Source organism: Sediminibacterium sp. TEGAF015, assembly GCF_025997995.1.
In the GTDB taxonomy this organism is placed as follows: Bacteria; Bacteroidota; Bacteroidia; order Chitinophagales; family Chitinophagaceae; genus Sediminibacterium.
This window is the reverse complement of record NZ_AP026683.1, coordinates 2,867,349-2,886,344: the sequence shown is the minus strand read 5'-3', so window position 1 is coordinate 2,886,344 and position 18,996 is coordinate 2,867,349. Positions and strand designations below refer to the sequence as shown.

Below are 18,996 nucleotides of genomic sequence, written 5' to 3'. Positions count from 1 at the left end.
GCGATTATCTTTTATTTCTTCTTGCTGGGAAATTATTACCCGTCTTGGCACCTTTACCTATACCTTCAGGTGCACCATAATGACTCATGGCACAACGAAAACCGATGGTGTTCGTGCTTTCGTCTTCTTGTAGGAAACGGCGTGTACCTGGGCTTAACCAGTACGCACGATCATTCCAACTACCACCTTTATAAACTCTTGATTTATCAGAAATCAAAGTAGTGATGCCGTATCCATAGTTCACATTGCTTAATGAATCGCCGTCTAAGTAATTTAACGCGTTGGCTTTTTGGTAATTTCTTCTGTTACGGGTTACAGAATCGGGTTCAGGCTTCATTTTGATTCTACCCTTATCATCTCTCAAATTGCCTTGTCCACCACTCATATCTATCTGCTGGAAAACGTTACCTCTAAATGGGTTAAAGTCTTCTGCTTCAGAGTTGGTCAAAGGTCTGTAGATATCTGCCACCCACTCACTCACGTTACCGCTCATATTGTAAATACCATACCCATTTGGTACAAACTGATCTACTTCCGCAGTTACGGCCGCATTATCGTTCAAGCCACCCGCAACACCCATATTGTCTCCCGTTCCTCTCTTAAAGTTGGCTAAGAAAGATCCTTGTGCAGCACCCTTCTTGGTAGCTCTTAAATTATCATAGCCATCATTTCTCCAGGCATAAATGGATTTGTTGGCAATCAACTCTTCTCCTTTGATACCCTTGTTGCTCTTACGTTGTGGATTCTCCATGATATATCCATAAGCAGCATATTCCCACTCTGCTTCTGTTGGCAAACGGTAATCCCCAAACATCAAACCATCTTCAAACTTAGCAACAGTCCTAGGTCTTCCTTGTGCGTCTTTCAAAGGATTTTTCTTTGAGGTAACATCTTTACCAGGTACAGCTTGGTATTCACCCAACAAATAAGCCTTGGTATTAAAATTGTCCTGACCAGCACCGTTCAAAGTTTTCTTGATTTGTGTCTTCCCGTCTAAAAATCCTTTTTTGATTAAAGCCAATTCATTAACACGGTCGGTTCTCCATTTACAGTATTCTGTGGCTTGTAACCAGGTTACACCTACTACAGGGTAATTATTATAGGAAGGATGGCGGAAATAATATTCAACCATTGGCTCGTTATAGGCTAGCTCTTCTCTCCAAACTAAAGTATCAGGTAATGCCTGGGTTACCATGGAATCCATGCCAGCAGCCCCAAACGTGCCTTCCAACCAATACAAGTATTCGCGGTAGTTAAGGTTGCTTACTTCGTATTTATCAATAAAGAAGGAGTTAACTGTTACACGATGTGGAATATTGTTCCAATCCCCCATGATGTCTTCTTGCGTAGCACCCATAGTAAAGGTACCACCCTGCACAAAAACCAATCCGGGAGCGGTTTGGATATCCTTGGGTTTCACCACATTGAAGTTCCCAAATTGCTGGTCATTATAGTTCCATCCAGTGGCAGTGGATTTCTCTTTTTTTCCTTTGAAAAGACTACAAGATGTAGCTACACTCATTAGGGAAACCAATAAAACGGTGTTCCGCACAAATTTATTTACCTGCATTGTCTTTGTTTGTTATACTGATTAGAGTGTATAATTAGCCTATAAAATTCGTTTTTTTATAACAACGAATGTATAGAATTATTAGTTAGCAAAATCTTAATTTAAGATAACATTAAAAATATATAAAAATAATAATATATAAGAATATTGCTCATTAATACTATTTTCAGATTTGTGACTATATAATAATGTTATAGTGTCCAACAGATTTATTAGTGAGAATAATATGAAATTAGTTTCTTCATCAGTAAAAATTATTCGATACAAAATTGTTACATTGATAACGATAAGTCGAATGCTCACATTAATACCGATTTATTTCATTGAAAGTTCGGTTTTCACAATTTTATTAACTATCTGGATTGGCATTTCTGACTTTTTAGATGGCTATATTGCTCGTAAATGGAATGTCACAACAGTAAAAGGTGAGAAATTAGATCAGTACATTGATAAACTGGTTTTGATTTTTTTTCTATTTTTTTATGTAAAAAAAGAGCAGCTTTCAACACTTTTTATTTTGTTAATTTTAATTAGAGAAGCACTCATTTTACTCCTGCGTGGACTGAATAAAATTAGTCCTACATCAAATATTTTAGGCAAAACAAAAACATTTCTTTTGTATATATTATTTATAAGTTTAGCAACTACCCAATATTTATCCATGTCAATTCCAATATTAAAATACACACTTGAGATTTTAATACTAGTTACTAGTTATTCTTCATTTATTCTTTCAATTAAACAATGAGTATAAAGATTCCCCTAAATAATAATTCAAACTTTAAGCTGGCAGATGAATTTATAGTAATTACGATATTACTATCACCAAATTTAATCTCACTAATACTGCAGCTTTGGATGAATTTAGAAAGGCCACTTATTTATTATGATTATTTTTTTCTACTACCTCTTATCTGTTTTTCAGTTAATATTTACCTTATATGGTTTCTTTTTATCGTTATCATTTTTTCTGACATAACCTACTCTTTATCTAAACTTTTTTTATTTAACTACAATGAATTCTTAAGCACCTTCAAATTTTTCGAAAATTATAACCTATCAAATAATCAAGTTTTACTTTTGATTTGCTGTTTAGCTGTAATCTTCTTCATGTTATATGTACTAAAGAAACTTAAACCTAAATTAAAAAAAGACAAAAGGATTATTAAATTCTTCTTGATTGCGATTTCTATAATATATGTCTTAGATTTTGCTAATGGTTCTACCAAAATTAATACCAAATTAACGCAGACATTTTATGATGGCAATATTGCTAGCTTAACTTCTAAACCATTATTGGATTTCATCATTAATGTTAATGTTACCGTTAAAGAACCTCAACTAAACAAAAAGCAGTCCGTTACATTTGAAGTTTTCAAAAATGATTCTTCAGGTAATCAATTGTTGATACTCATTGAATCTTTCGGATTACTAAAAAATGTAAATGACAAAAAAAATATTGAAAAGATCATTTCAGAAAATTTTAAAAGGAATCACTGGAAAATAAAATGGGGAATTACATCATTTGAGGGCAGTACAACAAGAGCAGAATTAAGAGAATTATTAAATAGTAGCGGGGATTATAAATATTATATTCATAAAAAGAGTATTAACTCCATCTTTGATATTAAAAAAAAACAAGGATACAATACGATTGCTGCTCATTCATATAATGGGAGTATGTTTGAGAGGAATTTATGGTGGAAAAACCTAGGGATTAACCAGATGTTTTTTGGTGAAACTTTGCAAGAAAAATATGCATATAAATTAAGCTTAAATTCAGAGAGCCCCTTTATATCAATTCAAGATGAATTTACATTTGATTTTTTACAAAATGAATCAAAAAAATATTCTAAATGCTTTTCCTATTTGTTAACAGTAAACTCTCATTTACCATTTAATGATAATAATTTTATTGGCACTAATTACAAATTGCCTTTTGGTAATAATTCTGGAAATTTAACAGAGGCTAATGCACAAATGCAAAGAATCATAAGTTTTCTTGGGTATGTAGCTCAAGAATTAGATTCTACAAGATTTCAAAAAGTTTTAATTGTAGGTGATCATATGCCACCTTTTAATGCAAAGAATTTAAGATTATTGTATGAAAACAAATACGTACCATATTGTTATGTTTATAAATAAGTAATTAAATAGTTGTTTAAAATCTTATTGACTTGTTCAAAATATTCCATACATATTCTTTAAAAACAGTTTTCATTTGCGCAATCTCACTGTTATGGAATATATCGTTGCTTGGTCAATCGGCAAGAATCGGTATTACCCAATCAGGCATTTATAAAATTGATACTGCTCAGCTAAAATCGTTAGGGTTAACGGGCATTCCTTTTCCTAACAATACCCTTCGAATCTTTGGTAAAGCCGGGGGTATGCTATCTGAGAAAGTGGATAGTAATTTCCTCAATGGTTTAGTTGAAATACCCATAGAAACGGGGCCTAATTACGTGTTATTTTATGCTGCTGGCCCCCATCAATGGAAATACGATACAGCGACTGGACGATTGGATTTTATCAAGAACCTGTATTCGGATACTGCCTGGTATTTTATAACCCTCAATAGCACTGGTAATCCTAAAAGGATCGGCAATGCCATTCCAGACAATCGACCTGTTTTTACCGCGATAAACACCTATACAGATACCTATGCTTACGAAAACAATAGACTGAATCTATTATCTAGTGGCAAAGAATGGGTGGGTGAAAACTTCACGGCAAACAATTCTACTCGAACATTTTCTGTGCCATGGTCAAATGCCTTGCCCAATACGAATATTCAATTATACTCGCATGTGACTGCCCGTTCCATTGGGGCTGCTTCTCAATTTAACCTTTCCATAAATGGTCAATTGACTCAAAATATTTCCTTGGCGGGAGTATCGGGCGGGCTCTTGGATGACTATGCCAGAGAAGCCAAAACCCTTAGCGCTCTTGCCCTTTCTTCATTGGGTAATACGAATTTTTTGTCGGTACAATTTCAATTTTCTGGAAATGCCAATGGAGCAGAAGGTTGGCTGAATCGGTTTAGTATTCTAGGTCTAAAAAGGCTTATACCGCCCAGCCCTAATCAAGGTTTTTACTATACTATCACCCGTGAAAACACGGGGCGAAATACTGGATTTTTCCCCAGTGATTCCACGGCCTTATTTCGAATTTCCGCTCCGTTAAATAACGGCGCTCCCATCGTATTTCCCGCAGATACCCGAGTGTGGAATATAACGAACCCCTTGCATCCAACCCTAGTAGAAACCACCAACTTGGGCAGTGAAATCACCTACAAACACTCCTTAGAAATACGAGAAAACTTTGCGTGTTTTAACCCTTCGCAAGCTTTAACACCCATAATCCCCAATAATCCAATTGTACCCAATCAGAACTTGATAGGATTGGCCAAAGGGGCCACCAACCCTAATGCCCCTGCATTTGGCACAAACGATTTCAATGGAATCATTGTAGTACACCCCTCGCTCCTATCCGCAGCCAGTCGATTAGCGGCTTTTCACCAAAGTCAGTATGGATATAAAGATGCCGTCATTACCACATCCCAGTTCTACAATGAATTTGGGGCAGGTATTCCCGACCCTGCAGCTATTCGCAATGGCATTAAACTATTTTTCGATAATTCTAAACCTGCCTCTACTGCCAATGGCAAGACATTGCAATACGTTGTACTTTTTGGGGCAGGTACCTATGACCCAAAAAACATTTTACAAAATGCGCAATACAACGAGCGTAATTTGATTCCCACTTTTCAAAGTAGCAATAGTGTATCGCCCCTACTCTCGTATACTTCTGATGATTTTTATGCTTTACTCAACAACGGCGACGATGTAAATCAACTCAATGATGCACCTTTATCTATTGCGGTAGGTCGCATACCCGTTAGCAACTTAACAGAAGCCAATCAATACATCAACAAACTGATTCGGTATCATCAATCGCCCAGCAATAACGATACCTCTAGAGTCAATACAGACAATGCCTGGCGCAGTCAATTGTTGTTTATTGCAGACGACAAAGACCAGAACCTACACTTAAACGACGCGGAAAGCATTGCGGGTACTGCATTAGCAGCCAACCCCTCATTGAACGCCAACAAAATTTATTTAGATGCCTATCCCTTAGTTAGTGGTGCAGGGGGCGCCCGTTACCCAGCAGTGAGCGATGCCATTGTGAACCAAGTATTAGCGGGTGCATTAATTGTCAACTATTCTGGCCACGGCAATCATTTGCGTTTATCAGAAGAAGCGGTGATCAGTGCCAATGAAATCAATCGTTTCAATAATCCCGATAAACTCCCTTTATTCATTACAGCTAGTTGCGATTTTGATCCCTTTGATCAACCGGGGAAAGCTTCGATCGCTCGCCCTCTTTTATACGGCAATAACAATGGAGCCATTGCGCTTCTGACCACTAGCCGTTTGGTTTTTGCCTATAGCAATCGTATTATGAACCAAAATTTTATTAAGGCTGCATTAGAACCTTTACAAAGCAATGCTGTGGGAGGCATCAATGGCCCCTTGTATCGTTCTTTAGGCGAAGCCGTTCGGATAGCTAAAAACCTAAGCAACCAAAGCAATGCACAGACCAGTGGAGACCCTTTGAACAGCAGAAAATTTGTATTACTAGGCGACCCAGCTTTACAGTTGGCTTTGCCCGAGCTACCGATTCAAATTACCCAAATCAAAGAAAAAAATACGGGGCGGATCATTCCTTTTACAGATAGTTTATTGACTTTACAGACTTACGAAATCAGTGGACAAATCAACTATGGTAACGGAAATATTGCCAGTGATTACAATGGAATCGTTACTGTTCAATTGTATGATCAACCCCAAACCGTTTTTACTTTGGGCAATTCTCTGGAAAGTCCCCGCACAGGCTATTCCACCGAGAAAACCATTTTGTTCAATGGGAAAGCCAGCGTTATCAATGGAGCGTTCAAGATTGTTTTGAAAGTGCCACGAGATATTTCCTTTGGCCCGAATAAAGCTAACTTGAAATGCTATGCAGAAAGAACAGGCAGCTTTTCTCCATCTATCAATTCTAGAATCCAACCTGCGTCGGGTGCTTTGCCCCTTCGTCTCGCGGGAAATTCGGTAAATACTACCCGTGATACCACGGGTCCGGAAATCGACCTTTTCCTAAATGACGAAGCGTTTAAAAACGGTGGCATCACTAGTGAAAACCCTATACTGATTGCTCAATTATTTGACACTTCGGGTATCAACGCAACAGGCAATGGTATTGGGCACGATATAGTTGTAATGCTCAATGGCGACCAGCGCAACAGCATCGTATTGAATTCTTTTTTCAGCAATGAGCTGAACCAATACCAGCGTGGGACTTTGCGCTATCAGCTGCAACAACTCCCCCCTGGAAAACACCAGATACAACTCAAAGCCTGGGACCTGGTAAACAATAGCAACACTGCGACCTTAGACTTTGTGGTATCCAAAAAAGAACAGCTTAAAATTGCTGCGGTGCGTAATTTTCCCAATCCCTTTAAAGCTTTGGGAGGGACCACTGTTTTTGGATTTGAACACAACCAACCCAATACCGATTTGGAACTGCAAATTGAAATAGTGGATGCGGCGGGTGCCGCCGTAAAACAAATTCGCAGGACGGTGAACACCCAAGGCACCCGCAATATCGAAGTTTCCTGGGACGGTACTACCCAACAAGGGAGAAAATGCACCCCGGGTATATATTTTTATCGGTTATGGGTTTCCGTTGCTGGCAACCCAAATCTGGGCAAACAATCAGCTGCCGGACAAATCATCATTCTTTGAGTATTAGGGTTTTCGGGCTATCTTCGCCCCCAATCCCCCACCTTTTAAATTTGTAAAATAGTTGTATAAAATAGTTCACATGAAGAAAATTTGGATGAAAGCATTGTTGATGGGATTGTTCTTTACCTCAACGCAGTTCGTTTTTGCACAGTTGCCTACGATTCCTCAGGTATCAAGCATGGATATCAATGCCTTATCGGATGCACAGTTTCAGGCCTATTTACAACAGGCGCAATTGAGTGGACTTTCCGAAGCGGAATTGGAAGCCAAAGCCAAACAGAGAGGATTATCAGATGCGCAAATCGCCCAGATCAAAGCCCGTATGGGTAGTATGGGAGCGGGTGCAACAGGTGCACAAAAGACCAGTGGGGCTTCTTACGAATCTCGCAAGCCATTTAGTGGTAAAAATGAATTTAAAAAAGAAGAGAAAGAAGGCTTACAAATTTTCGGTTCCGAATTTTTCTCCAATGCCAACCTTACTTTCGAACCCAATATGCGTACTGCTACCCCTAGCAATTATGTATTGGGTGTAGACGATGAATTGTCCATCGATATTTATGGTTTCTCTGAGAAAACTTCTAAGTATAAAATCAATACCGAAGGGCAGATTCGTATCCCGAATATTGGACCTGTGGTATTGGCAGGTCTTACTGTAGATGAAGCCAAGACCAAATTAAGAAACGTAATGGCCAAAACCTATCCAGGGTTAAAAACGGGCAATACTTTTTTACAAGTAAGCTTGGGACAAATCAGAAGCATTCGTGTTACCCTAATTGGCGAAGTAAAACAACCGGGCACTTATGAGCTCTCTTCCTTGGCAACTTTGGCCAATGCCTTGTATGCGTCAGGCGGCCCATCAACCAATGGTTCTTTCCGTAAAATTGATTTGATCCGCAATGGCAAGAAAATCGTCACTTTCGATTTATACGATTTCTTATTGAACGGTGACCTTACCAAGAACGTTTTATTAAAAGACGACGATATCATTAAAGTGCATCCCTATGCGGTTCGTTTATTTGTAAATGGAGCGGTGAAAAGACCAGCCATTTATGAATCAGAGCAAGGCGAAAACTTGGCTACTGTTATTGAAAAATACGCAGCAGGTTTTGCAGACTCTGCCAACAAAAATAGAATAACCATTCAACGTTTTGGCGATTTGGGTAAATCCATTCTAAACGTAGAATACAATCAGTTGAATCAATTTGCTATCAAGAGTTCTGACTCAGTTGTAGTGGGTGCCATTCCCAAGCGTTTTGAAAATCGCGTAATCGCAGGCGGTGCGGTATTCTACCCAAACAGCTATGCGGTTTCTTCTTATCCAACCCTAGGTGCCTTATTGAAAGCAGCACAATTGAAAGAGAATGCTTTTAAAAGTCGTGCATTGTTGTTTAGAACCAATCCTTCTAAAGATACCACCGTTACTGCTGTAAACTTAGAGTCGGCTACAGACTTAGCATTAGCTTTACGTAATGATGACTCCCTTCATGTGTATAGCAAAGCAGAATTAAGGGAGAGCAGAACCGTTACCATTACAGGAGAACTGAATAAGCCCGGCGATTTTTCTTATTCTGAAGGAATGAAAATTGAGGACTTGATTTTATTGGCAGGTGGATTAAAAGACCGTGCTTCATTAAAAGAAGTAGAAGTACTCAGAAGGATCCGCAAAGACCAAACCTTATCTGATACAGCAGTTTACAATACCATTTTCCGTTTTAATTTGACCGATAGCTTAACCTTAACCAACAAGCAGGCTACCATAGAATTAGAACCCTTTGATGTAGTGAATGTAAAGAACCTACCCCGTAACCAGGCAGCAGGCTCCGTAAGCATCAGTGGGGAAGTATTGTTCCCGGGAACCTATTTATTGAATACCAAAAAAGACCGCGTTAGCGATTTGTTCAAGCGTGCGGGTGGTATATTAGAATCAGGTTCTTTAGGTTCCGCTTTCTTCTTGCGCAATACCTACCAAGAAGCACTGAAAGGAGAAGTATTGGAAATTAAAAAAGCTTTGTCGAAGCAATTAAGTACCGATACTTTAACCAAGAAGTTTTTGGATTCTTCTTTGACCCGTGAAAAAGTATTGTTATCGGTTAATCTACGTAATGCCATCGAGAATCCAGGTTCTGAAGACGATATTTACTTAGAAGAAGGTGACGTAATTACCATTCCTAAAACACCAACATCGGTACAGGCTTTTGGCGGGGTGAACATACAGAAGAAAGTGCCTTATTTCCGTGGACTTTCTTCTCGTAGATTGATTCGTGAATCGGGTGGTTTCTCAGAAAATGCCAATAAAAAAGGCACTTATGTCTTGTACCCGAATGGTAAAATTAAAACCGTGCACAACTATGTATTCTTCAAAACCTATCCTCGCTTAACAGCGGGTGCGGAATTGTATGTACCCGTACGTAAGAACAAGAAACCATTAACCACGGCTGAGATTCTGGGCTTAACCAGCAGCTTAGTGGGTATGGGTGCCATCATTATTGGTATTTTGAATGCAACGAAATAAATAAACTTAGTCGCGCGCGGGCACTGCGCGCGGCAGGAAGGGGCCCGATACAATCGGGCCCCTTTTTTTTAAATCATCTCAAAGGCTACAAACAAGTCGGTATTTAATCAATTATTGAGCAACTAATTCACAATTATTCGTATCATTGTATAGCAGCTCCCCACTGCGCCACTAAATAAACTGAATGGCATAATTTCTACGCTAAAATTTCGTTTTCGTTTTATTAATGTTTTTGTGCTTTGCTGTGCAAATACAGGAACTCAATTATTTGATTATGAAAAATGCATCTAAAAAATGTTGGGCTTTTGCGTTGATGGGTTTGGGCTTAGCTTTTGCTACTCCCTCTACTTCTATGGCACAAGCCGATTCCATTAATATTGTTTCTACTGCCGTTCCGTTTTTACGTATTTCACCCGATGCACGTGCGGGCGGTATGGGAGATGCAGCGATTGCTACTAATCCCGATGCCAACTCCCCTTTCTGGAACCTGGCTAAAACGGCTTTTGCAGAAAAACGTTCTGCTGTGGCTTTGAACTACACCCCTTGGTTACGCGACCTGGGTTTGAACGATGTGTATCTTGCCAGTGCCGCTGCCTATAAAAAGATTGACGACTATTCCGTGATTTCAGGATCCATGCGTTTCTTTAGCCTGGGGAATATTCAATTAACCGATTTTTCGGGTAACGTGTTAAATACCGTTCGCCCTACAGAGTTCTCCATCGACGGAGGTTATACCCGTGTACTAAACGATAAGCTTAGCTTGGCCGTTGCGTTACGTTATATCAACTCTCGCTTAGTTGTGGGCGATGTAGGTACAGGTGTTGTATACAAAGCCGGTAATGCATTGGCTGGAGATGTATCCTTGTTTTACAATGGCCGCGACGTAGATGGTCAGGGTTTGAATTTTGGTTTGGTGTTGTCTAACCTAGGAACCAAAGTAGGATACACCAACGATGCCCGTAACAAAGATTTCTTACCCGCCAACCTGGGATTGGGTATGTCATATACCAAAGTGATGAGCGAAGGCAATAGCATCAGCTTTGCTTTGGATGTAAACAAATTATTGGTACCGATGGCACCTACCACAACGGGTGTTTTTGCTACCGACTCTGCCGCATTAGCGAATTACAGAAATACTTCAGTAGTGAGTTCCTGGATGAAATCTTTTTCTGACGGAAGCAGCCTTTCTAAGAGCTTCCAGATTTCTGCTGGTATGGAATACAATTACAACAACCAGTTCAAACTACGTGCAGGTTATTTCTATGAAGACAAGACCAGAGGCAATCGCCGTTACTTCACAGCTGGCGCTGGTTTCAACGCTAAGTTCATGGAGATCAATGTTTCTTACCTAGTACCTTCTGGTTCGGGAGTAACACGTAATCCTTTATCCAATACATTGCGTTTGGGATTGGTCTTTAACTTAAGCAACGATGATTTTTAAGGGTATTCACCCCCACCTGAAAAACCCACAAACATAAAAATATGGCTCGCGCCCCGAATAAGTTCGGGGCGCGAGCAGTTTAAGGGGTTAGTTAAATGTTATTTTGTAAATTTAGAATGTGAAAAGAGGTATTAAGATTTACAAAACTTGACTTAAAACAAGTACATGGGACACATTAAAGAACCCAAAGGGGTTAATCTTATTATTGCAAGTGAGCCATTAACAGATAAAGCAAGAAAAGAAATTAGCGCTTTCATTAGTAGTTATAAAGTATCTACAAATAGAAGGAAAGTAAAAGCTGTAAAATCATCTAAAAAAGCCAAACTGACTCACTCAACCACATAAACATAAAGGAAGTTTATAAAGTTTAGTATTTAAAAGGATGGCGTATAAACCCTAGAATCTCTCTGGATTCTGTAAACAAATCCACAAGTTGATAGGTAATTAAAAACATCAAAGGATAAAAATACTGCGGCTTTTGATCGGCAAACTGTTCGATGAAAGCCGCAACTTTTTTTACATGCCGTAGCTGAAAGGAAATCCATACCATAATCATCCCAATCAAAGCACCTGATACCAAGTCAGTGAAATAATGCAAGCCCAAATACAAACGGGGGGCCAATATAAATATCAAAATATAGCTGATAACATAGGTTCCGATTTTTCGGTCACACAATAACACACCAACGCCCAGCACGGTGAACATGGTTGCATGATCGCTGGGGAAAGAACTGATAGCATTGTTCCACCAATGATCCACTTGTACAGGTTCATTAAAAACAATATCAGTATCGGTATAGGGACGAGCACGAAACGGCAAAGTCAAGGACAAAATAATGGTAGCCACTTCCGCCACAAATGAAGCCATGAAAGTAATGATCAGCCTTTTGCGATAGTCTTTTTGTTGGAACCACAACAAATAAAACACAGCCAGTACTACTCCCCCCTTTAATAATTTATTCTCCGCCAACATGTACACAAAATGGTCAAAATAGGGAGAAAGATGCGCAAAGCGGTTAAGGAAAAGGGTAATAAGTTTGTCAATATAGAAAGGAGGCATGGCGTATGCGTTGGCGTGAAAGGTTAATTTAATATTTTCTGAATGTACAGAATTCGCTATAATCTTTGTGAGAGTTTGATATAGCTTATTCAGCAATGTATATTTGTAATTATGAATATTGAATCGATCTACGAGATATACCTGCAGTATCCTTCTATTCAAACGGATACAAGGAAACTAAAAGAGGGAGATTTGTTTGTAGCCCTGAAAGGGCCCAACTTCAATGGCAATCAATTTGCCCTGCAAGCACTCGATAATGGCGCCACCTATGCCATCATAGATGAAATGCCCAACCAGAGCGAGTTACAGGCTGCGGAGTTATCAGAGCCGGGGATTGGCAAGAGGCTCCTCCTCGTTGACGATGCTTTAACAACATTACAGCAATTAGCCAAACACCATCGCGAGCAGTTAGATATTCCTTTTATTGCTATAACAGGTAGCAATGGTAAAACCACCAGCAAGGAATTGATTTACGCGGTATTGGCTTCACACTTCATTACATACACTACACAGGGAAATTTAAACAACCATATTGGCGTGCCGCTTACTTTGTTGAGCATTCGCAAAGATGCCCAGATGGCCGTGATAGAAATGGGCGCCAATCACCAGAAAGAAATTGAAAGTTATTGTGCGTATACTTTGCCCACCCATGGCGTAATAACCAATTGCGGCAAAGCACATTTGGAGGGTTTCGGGGGGATTGAAGGCGTCCGCAAAGGCAAGGGCGAACTCTATCAGTTTCTGCGCGACCACTATGGAACCGCGTTTGTATATGCCGATTACGATTACCTCCAACCCATGAGTGCCGGCATCGCGAATATTGTACACTACGGTAATAGCAAGGGTTTGGTACAAGGGAGGATTGAAAGCTCCGAACCATTTTTAACGGTGGCAGTAACGGCGGGGTTGGACGCACCAATCTTAATCCACTCCCAACTAGTTGGCGACTATAATCTCCCCAATATTCTCTGCGCACTTACCATCGGAAAATACTTTGGCGTGCCCACAGAAAAAATGGTCAAAGCGATTGAGTCTTACGCGCCTTCTAATTCGCGCTCTCAACTGATTGAACAAGGAACCAATCATATTATTTTGGATGCTTACAATGCCAATCCAAGTAGTATGAAAGTGGCCATAGAAAATTTTGCCCGCATACACGCAGAAAGAAAAATTCTACTACTCGGCGGCATGATGGAACTCGGCGCAGAAAGCATAGCCGAACACAAAGCCTTGGTAGAACTCATTGCATCGCTGGGATTCAAAGAAGTAGTGTTGGTAGGTGGAGACTTTATCTACACGAAGGATTTGTTTGAGCAATACAACGGTGCATCCAACACAACCAATAACACCACAACCAACAGCAACACAAACAAGATCACAGCCAACAAGGTCGGCCCCATTTTTACTTACAAAGACAATGCCCTCGAAGCCCGCGACTGGCTGGCTGCACTGAATCCGCAGAACAGTTATATTCTAATCAAGGGCTCCCGCTCCATGAAAATGGAGCAAGTGCTGGGGTAAACAACTACCCACATGCATTGCTATAGCAACAATAATATGACTACAATGAAAAATATACTTTCAGCATATTTTTTTCGTGATTTTTTATTTTTTCCCATACAGTGTGGGGGGGTCATGGGGTATTTCAATAAAATATTCTTGACTATTTTATTCCTATTAACCCTTGGTTTAACCCCTGCGAAAGCCCAATACGCTCGTACAACTTATCATAATACCATTGGCTGGTATGGATACTTCGGCACTTTCCAACTCAACAAAAAATGGGGATTACACACCGAATACCAATTTCGCCGCAGCGACCTCATTACAAATTGGCAGCAAGGTCTGTTAAGACTGGGCGTCAATTACCAGGCAAGTCCTACCCTGTTGTTGCGTGTGGGATATGCCATGGCAGAAACCTATCCCTACGGCGAAGTGCCCATCAATGCCCTGGGCAGAGGATATACCGAACATCGTTTCTATGAAATGGCGCAGCTAACACAAAAAGAAGGCAGGTTCGACATCATACATCGCTTCATTCTAGAGCAACGATTCATTGGCCGATACAGTTCGCCCGCGAAAATGCATGAAGACGAATTTCCGCTAAGCCATCGCATGCGTTATATGTTACGATTGCAAATGCCTTTCAAAGGAAAAACCATTCAAGACAAATCTTGGTATGCGGCTGCTTACGACGAAATTCATATTGGCTTTGGCAAGAATGTAGGCGCCAACACGTTTGATCAAAACCGCCTCGGACTCTTACTTGGGTATCGATTCAGTCCACAGTTTCGGTTAGAGGGCGGCTATTTAAATCAAACCCTGCAATTCGGCAGACTCATCAACAACCGCAATATTTTCCAAAGCAACAGCGGGATTATTGTGAATGCGAATTTTAGTTTTTGATTTTCCCACAATACACGTATCTTTATAATAAATACACGTGTAATGACTACAAAACTTACCCTCACCGTTGAAAAAGAGGTTATAGAACGTGCTAAATCTTATGCAAAAAATTCAGGGAGGAGTTTGTCTGAATTGGTAGAAAAATACCTGGACAGCATTACGCAAGAAAAAACTGAACAAAAAATTTCACCAAGACTAAAAAAGTTAGTGGGTATAGTAAAACTACCTAAAGACTTCGATGAAAAGAAAGAATACCTTTCCTACCTAGAGAAGAAGCATTTATGAGAAATCTTTTTTTAGACACTAATATATTAGTTGATTTACTGGCAGACAGAAAACCATTTAGCAAGTTTGCGCTGGAAATATTTACAGCAGCTGAAAACAAGCAAGTTGTACTTTATACCTCTTCTCATTCAATAGCAACAACTTACTATTTATTAAAAAAGTTTATAGAAGACAAGTCACTCAGAGAAGCAATTTCCAGTTTAATTGAATTTGTAAAAGTGATACCCATAGACAGCATAATAATTAACAAAGGACTAAAGTCAAAGCAAAGAGATTTCGAAGACGCTTTACAATTATTTGCAGCCAGCAGTATTCAAAGAATGGACTGTATCGTAACCAGAAATATCAAAGATTTCAAAGGGAGTGAAATTCTAGTACTTTCTCCAGATGAAATCTGCGCTCAGCTGTAGTTTGCGTTAGCATTCCTACCAATTAGCAAACTGGTCTTTGTTAATGCGCTCAGGTGCTTTTAAGGGCTTGCTCTTCCAGTTGGGTTCAAATTTTACAAACCAACTTAACCAAAGGCTCCTGGCCAATCGCATCAATACAGGTTGTAGTAATAAGAGGATAGCAATATTGGTTCCTAACCAGTAAAAGATTCGGTTATCGTCTATATCGAAACTCATTCCGATCAATACTTTCCAGGCAACAAATGTGCTTACGGTTAAAGCAACAGAGAGGGCATAGCTTACATAGCCAGTGCCATAGTAAAATCCAACTTCAATTTCTGTGGGCTGGTGACAAACAGGGCAGGTTTCGTGCATTTCAGTAGCACTTCCCTTGAGACCATACGCAGAACTGCGCTTGAACAACTCTCCTTCCCTGCATCTTGGGCATTTATTAGAAAGGGTACTTACTAGATAGGTTTTTGAAAGGTTCATAACAGTGTAAAGTTACCGAAAATATCTGGAGGACTTGTGTAACAAAAGTTGCGAATCGAATAAATACGCATATTTTATTTTTATGCGCATATTTATTTTTTCCTTAATTTAGTTAAATGAAATCTAGGCTTAACTTAACAATTGAAAATACAGTATTAGAAGACGTAAAAATGTATGCAACTAAACAGAAAAGAAGTGTTTCTGATTTAGTAGAGAATTATTTTAAAAAAATTGTAAAGCCCACGAAAAGAAAAAACATAATTGATTTAATTGAGAAATTAGATAAGCCCAATATTGCTGATAATGATGACTTAAAAGAATTGTTTTACAAAGAAAATGGTAAGAAATATGGCTTCTAAAGTATTTTTAGATGCGAATATTTTACTTGATTTTACATTAAAGCGAGCAGATTATGAACAATCTAAAAAGATAATTAATCTTGCAGTAGATGGTACAATTGAGGCGTTTATGACTCCATCCATTGTTCACATTCTAGGTTATTGGTTAGCAAAAGCATATGGAAATTTAAAAGCAAAAGAAATACTTCTGACTCTCCTTACTGACATAACCGTTATTGATATTCCACATGAAATTGTAGTGAATTCTCTACTTTCCAAAATGAACGATATTGAAGATGCACTTCAATATTTTACTTCACTTCATTATAATCTGGACTACTTTATCTCTAGAGATAAGAGTTTACAAAAACAAGCCAGCCCAACTCTACCCATATATACTCCAAAAGAATTTATAGAAGAATACAAGCTTTAAAAAAATTTTTTCTAAGTATAAATACTCGTTTTATACTTTTCAACTTCCCTTAAATTGTTCTTCAATTTCGGTAGAAGCATTAGCTACTAGAAATTAGGGGGACAGGTCTATTGCAAAAAATAATAAGAGGCAAAAAACTATACTCTAAGTAATTGTGACTATACTTTCAGGGTATTTTTTTCATCATTTTTTATTTTTCTAACATAGTGCTCCCCCCTAGAATATTAACTGAAAAAGAAATAATTAATTTATAAAAACGCAGAAAAAATATACCAAAAGAATAAATCCAAATCTATGGCCAAACACAAACCTGACTTTGAAGAAGTTCCACCGTCAAAAATGATCCCGATTTCCGTGAAATTGAATCCTACCGTATTAGAGAATATGGAAGCCGTTAGAACAAGAATCAAACAAAACCGAAATGCTTACATCAATTTAGCTATTGATGCTTTCAACCATTATCAGCGTTATAAAATGGTCAAAGAACAAATTACATTCGAAAGCTTTGAAACAACCCCTTATTATCGATTTATCATTCAAGAATTAGAAAGCATTAACGACTATAAACTAGTACAAGAATTCTAAACGAAAAGATTAAACCAAAAAATGTAGCACAAATTTTTAAAATGTCGAACCAAAAAACGTATGAATGGCCTGCCTTTGATTTGAAGGTAAAACAGTACGAAATCTGGGCTGTGGAATGGAAAAACAATCCCCGAAACATTAGACTTGTCTTAATTGTTCAAGGCAACCATCTGAATGATACAGATCAATTAAAGAAACTCAGGAGGAACCTAGCCATTGTACTGGGGTTTATGATATAATATTGTACGGATTTTTTCCGTACATTTAATCTATAAATAAATTATTATGAAAACAATCGCTAAGTCTCGTTTTGATACGCGGTTATCAAAAGAACAAAAAGAATATTTTGAATTTGCAGCAAAACTGGGAGGTTTTAGATCACTTACTGATTTTATTATTCATGCTGCTCAGAATCAAGCCACAAGCATTGTAGAGAAGCACAACGCATTTTTGGGATCGAAAAAAGATCGAGACATCTTTTTTAATGCTTTGATGAATCCTCCAACGCCAAATACAAATCTTAAAAAAGCAATGATTCGCTATAAGAAAACGCTTGAGAAATAATGAAATTTATTACAGAACCCTTAAATAGTAGTCATTATCGAAAAGAATTTACTTGTGGCAAAATTATTTTAGATAATTACTTAAAAAACCAAGTTAGTCAAGACATTAAAAGAAAATTATCAGCCTGTTTTGTCTTGCTCTCAGATAACCAAGTTGTTATTGGTTATTATACGCTCTCCAATGCTTCTATCCAAAGGCAAATTTTACCAACTGAAATTATTAAAAAACTTCCCCCATCCTATGCCAATTTACCAGCCACTTTATTAGGAAGATTAGCGGTTGACAAAAACTATTTTGGGAAAAAATTAGGGGAACTATTATTAATTGATGCACTTAAAAGAAGCTATTTAGTTTCAATTGAAAGTATTGCTTCCATGGCAATAATTGTAGACCCTATAGATGATGACGCTGCCAACTTCTATAAGAAATACGGATTTATTGAATTAACTGATAGCAAAAAAATGTTCCTTCCAATGCAAACAATTGCATCTTTATTTAAGGATTTACCGCTTTAGGTTTTAGGCTTTGCAATAATGCCACTGTTTCGGATTGTATTGGCAAGTAAATAAATACCCCATCTTTAATAAAATACAGAAACGCGCAATCAGCCACTTTAGGCAACTTTGTTTTTATGGCTTGCGCTTTACCCCCAGTATTAAAATACACCGTCTTCAATTCCTGCCCACCCTTAAAGAAAAACAACTTCCCTTCTGATCGGCAATTCAACACTTCATTTCTTACGCTGAACAGCTGATCCAATCCCTTTAATAGTGGCTTTACAATTGCAGTATCACTTGTATTGTAGTGTTTAAAGAACCGAGCATATCGTAAAGAATCTTTACCATAAGGATCATTATAGAATAAGACTTGTACACTATCTGCCTGGCGGAGACCAGCGATATCTATAGCAGTCTGTGCGGCAACCCCACCTCGAGATGCAATACTATCAGGCATTTCAACAGATTCGAGTTCTGTGTCCCTACCTTCTATTGTGGTGGTCTTGGTTTGGGTAGCGTTTTCGCCGTTGCAGCCAGTTATAATCCCCATAGCCCCAAAACTTATAACGCAAAAAATAAAAAATGAGAAAAAACTATGCTGAAAGTATATGTTT

The 18,996-nt window shown here is 38.5% G+C and carries 20 protein-coding genes; 16 read left to right on the top strand and 4 right to left on the bottom strand.

All coding sequences use genetic code 11. The features are described 5' to 3' along the window. Positions 1–4: 4 nt before the first annotated feature. Positions 5–1,570, bottom strand: coding sequence for an SUMF1/EgtB/PvdO family nonheme iron enzyme (locus TEGAF0_RS12840; protein ID WP_264898805.1), 1,566 nt, complete (start codon positions 1,568–1,570; stop codon positions 5–7). 226 nt (positions 1,571–1,796) lie between these two features. On the opposite strand from TEGAF0_RS12840, the gene TEGAF0_RS12835 reads away from it, so the two are divergent. The 6 genes from TEGAF0_RS12835 to TEGAF0_RS12810 all read left to right on the top strand — a co-directional run bounded on the left by TEGAF0_RS12835 (position 1,797) and on the right by TEGAF0_RS12810 (position 11,678). Continuing rightward, positions 1,797–2,318, top strand: a complete 522-nt coding sequence (locus tag TEGAF0_RS12835; RefSeq protein WP_264898804.1) for a CDP-alcohol phosphatidyltransferase family protein — start codon at positions 1,797–1,799, stop codon at positions 2,316–2,318. Positions 2,319–2,680: 362 nt separating this feature from the next. Beyond that, on the top strand, positions 2,681–3,715 hold the full coding sequence (locus TEGAF0_RS12830; protein WP_264898803.1) for a sulfatase-like hydrolase/transferase: 1,035 nt from the start codon (positions 2,681–2,683) through the stop codon (positions 3,713–3,715). Between the two features lie 32 nt (positions 3,716–3,747). Continuing rightward, positions 3,748–7,380: a type IX secretion system sortase PorU gene (gene porU / locus TEGAF0_RS12825; RefSeq protein ID WP_346347629.1), complete on the top strand. Its 3,633-nt coding sequence runs from the start codon at positions 3,748–3,750 to the stop codon at positions 7,378–7,380. 79 nt (positions 7,381–7,459) lie between these two features. Further along, the gene (locus TEGAF0_RS12820) at positions 7,460–9,892 is read left to right on the top strand and encodes an SLBB domain-containing protein (RefSeq protein ID WP_264898802.1); all 2,433 of its coding nucleotides are present in this window, start codon (positions 7,460–7,462) and stop codon (positions 9,890–9,892) included. Positions 9,893–10,166: 274 nt separating this feature from the next. Then, the gene (porV, locus tag TEGAF0_RS12815; protein WP_264898800.1) at positions 10,167–11,333 is read left to right on the top strand and encodes a type IX secretion system outer membrane channel protein PorV; all 1,167 of its coding nucleotides are present in this window, start codon (positions 10,167–10,169) and stop codon (positions 11,331–11,333) included. Positions 11,334–11,498: 165 nt separating this feature from the next. Further along, on the top strand, positions 11,499–11,678 hold the full coding sequence (locus tag TEGAF0_RS12810) for a hypothetical protein (RefSeq protein ID WP_264898799.1): 180 nt from the start codon (positions 11,499–11,501) through the stop codon (positions 11,676–11,678). Between the two features lie 22 nt (positions 11,679–11,700). On the opposite strand, the gene TEGAF0_RS12805 is transcribed toward TEGAF0_RS12810, so the two are convergent. After that, a complete protein-coding gene (locus TEGAF0_RS12805) occupies positions 11,701–12,393 on the bottom strand; it encodes a phosphatase PAP2 family protein (RefSeq protein ID WP_264898797.1) in 693 nt (230 codons plus the stop codon). A gap of 111 nt (positions 12,394–12,504) precedes the next feature. Here TEGAF0_RS12805 and TEGAF0_RS12800 point away from each other — a divergent pair, with 111 nt between their 5' ends. The 4 genes from TEGAF0_RS12800 to TEGAF0_RS12785 all read left to right on the top strand — a co-directional run bounded on the left by TEGAF0_RS12800 (position 12,505) and on the right by TEGAF0_RS12785 (position 15,494). Further along, positions 12,505–13,914 carry a UDP-N-acetylmuramoyl-tripeptide--D-alanyl-D-alanine ligase gene (locus TEGAF0_RS12800; RefSeq protein WP_264898795.1) on the top strand — a complete coding sequence of 470 codons (1,410 nt, stop codon included), beginning with the start codon at positions 12,505–12,507 and terminating at the stop codon, positions 13,912–13,914. Positions 13,915–14,052: 138 nt separating this feature from the next. After that, positions 14,053–14,799 (top strand): DUF2490 domain-containing protein, encoded by a 747-nt coding sequence (locus TEGAF0_RS12795; RefSeq protein WP_264898794.1) that lies wholly within the window; start codon positions 14,053–14,055, stop codon positions 14,797–14,799. A 42-nt stretch (positions 14,800–14,841) separates the two neighbouring features. Beyond that, positions 14,842–15,084, top strand: a complete 243-nt coding sequence (locus TEGAF0_RS12790) for a DUF6364 family protein (protein WP_264898793.1) — start codon at positions 14,842–14,844, stop codon at positions 15,082–15,084. After that, positions 15,081–15,494, top strand: a complete 414-nt coding sequence (locus TEGAF0_RS12785; protein WP_264898792.1) for a type II toxin-antitoxin system VapC family toxin — start codon at positions 15,081–15,083, stop codon at positions 15,492–15,494. The genes TEGAF0_RS12790 and TEGAF0_RS12785 overlap by 4 nt, the downstream gene beginning before the upstream one ends. 15 nt (positions 15,495–15,509) lie before the next feature. Here TEGAF0_RS12785 and TEGAF0_RS12780 read toward each other — a convergent pair whose 3' ends face one another. After that, positions 15,510–15,965, bottom strand: coding sequence for a DUF983 domain-containing protein (locus TEGAF0_RS12780; protein ID WP_264898791.1), 456 nt, complete (start codon positions 15,963–15,965; stop codon positions 15,510–15,512). A gap of 116 nt (positions 15,966–16,081) precedes the next feature. On the opposite strand from TEGAF0_RS12780, the gene TEGAF0_RS12775 reads away from it, so the two are divergent. The 6 genes from TEGAF0_RS12775 (at position 16,082) to TEGAF0_RS12750 (ending at position 18,400) form a co-directional block, all read left to right on the top strand. Then, positions 16,082–16,324 carry a DUF6364 family protein gene (locus TEGAF0_RS12775; RefSeq protein WP_264898790.1) on the top strand — a complete coding sequence of 81 codons (243 nt, stop codon included), beginning with the start codon at positions 16,082–16,084 and terminating at the stop codon, positions 16,322–16,324. Next, entirely contained in the window at positions 16,314–16,736 is a 423-nt protein-coding gene (locus tag TEGAF0_RS12770) for a type II toxin-antitoxin system VapC family toxin (protein ID WP_264898789.1), read from the top strand. The genes TEGAF0_RS12775 and TEGAF0_RS12770 overlap by 11 nt, the downstream gene beginning before the upstream one ends. A 294-nt stretch (positions 16,737–17,030) precedes the next feature. Continuing rightward, positions 17,031–17,321 (top strand): hypothetical protein, encoded by a 291-nt coding sequence (locus TEGAF0_RS12765; protein WP_264898788.1) that lies wholly within the window; start codon positions 17,031–17,033, stop codon positions 17,319–17,321. Between the two features lie 41 nt (positions 17,322–17,362). Further along, positions 17,363–17,560 (top strand): hypothetical protein, encoded by a 198-nt coding sequence (locus TEGAF0_RS12760; RefSeq protein ID WP_264898787.1) that lies wholly within the window; start codon positions 17,363–17,365, stop codon positions 17,558–17,560. A 46-nt stretch (positions 17,561–17,606) separates the two neighbouring features. Further along, a complete protein-coding gene (locus tag TEGAF0_RS12755) occupies positions 17,607–17,885 on the top strand; it encodes a type II toxin-antitoxin system TacA family antitoxin (RefSeq protein WP_264898786.1) in 279 nt (92 codons plus the stop codon). Beyond that, a complete protein-coding gene (locus TEGAF0_RS12750) occupies positions 17,885–18,400 on the top strand; it encodes a GNAT family N-acetyltransferase (RefSeq protein ID WP_264898785.1) in 516 nt (171 codons plus the stop codon). The genes TEGAF0_RS12755 and TEGAF0_RS12750 overlap by 1 nt, the downstream gene beginning before the upstream one ends. Here the strand turns inward: TEGAF0_RS12750 and TEGAF0_RS12745 are convergent. After that, positions 18,381–18,932 carry a hypothetical protein gene (locus TEGAF0_RS12745; RefSeq protein ID WP_264898784.1) on the bottom strand — a complete coding sequence of 184 codons (552 nt, stop codon included), beginning with the start codon at positions 18,930–18,932 and terminating at the stop codon, positions 18,381–18,383. The genes TEGAF0_RS12750 and TEGAF0_RS12745 overlap by 20 nt on opposite strands. Between the last annotated feature and the right edge of the window lie 64 nt (positions 18,933–18,996).